This window comes from uncultured Aquimarina sp. (genome assembly GCF_947495315.1).
Lineage (GTDB): Bacteria > Bacteroidota > Bacteroidia > Flavobacteriales > Flavobacteriaceae > Aquimarina.
This window is the reverse complement of the sequence record NZ_CANLYD010000050.1, coordinates 1-439: the sequence shown is the minus strand read 5'-3', so window position 1 is coordinate 439 and position 439 is coordinate 1. Positions and strand designations below refer to the sequence as shown.

1 pseudogene is annotated in these 439 nt (G+C 35.8%); it reads right to left on the bottom strand.

The features are described 5' to 3' along the window. Window positions 1–439: pseudogene (locus Q0910_RS28545) on the bottom strand (hypothetical protein); the annotation flags it as partial.

The following is a 439-nucleotide window of genomic DNA, read 5'->3' as shown; positions in this document are numbered from 1 at the left end:
GTTTAGGACTCCATTTAAGGAAGTTAGGTTTAATGACTAACTGAACCCATCCCCAGTTTTGTAATCCACTTGGATTAGGTTGATTTTTTAGAAATTCCATTCCATCTCCAGCAAACATTTGTGAATATCCAACTTTTACGGATGCATAGGGTAGTAATTTTTGTGTAAATACAATATCCACTTCAGTTCCAAGGTAGTTGTCCGCTTCTGATCCATCTGTATCATCTATAAGAGTAGCTGCTGATGAGAAATAATGTCCTTTGACAAGAAGACTTGAGGATTTACCGAGTTTAAAATTCGCTTTGGCATATATATCCGTTAGACCAACAGAGTTTGCGTGATTTCCAACATAAAAATAATCCATATATCCGTTAAACTTATGATTGGTGCCATAAAGAGGAAAGAAAGAATAGTTTTTTCCATCCGTTTCGTCTTGATC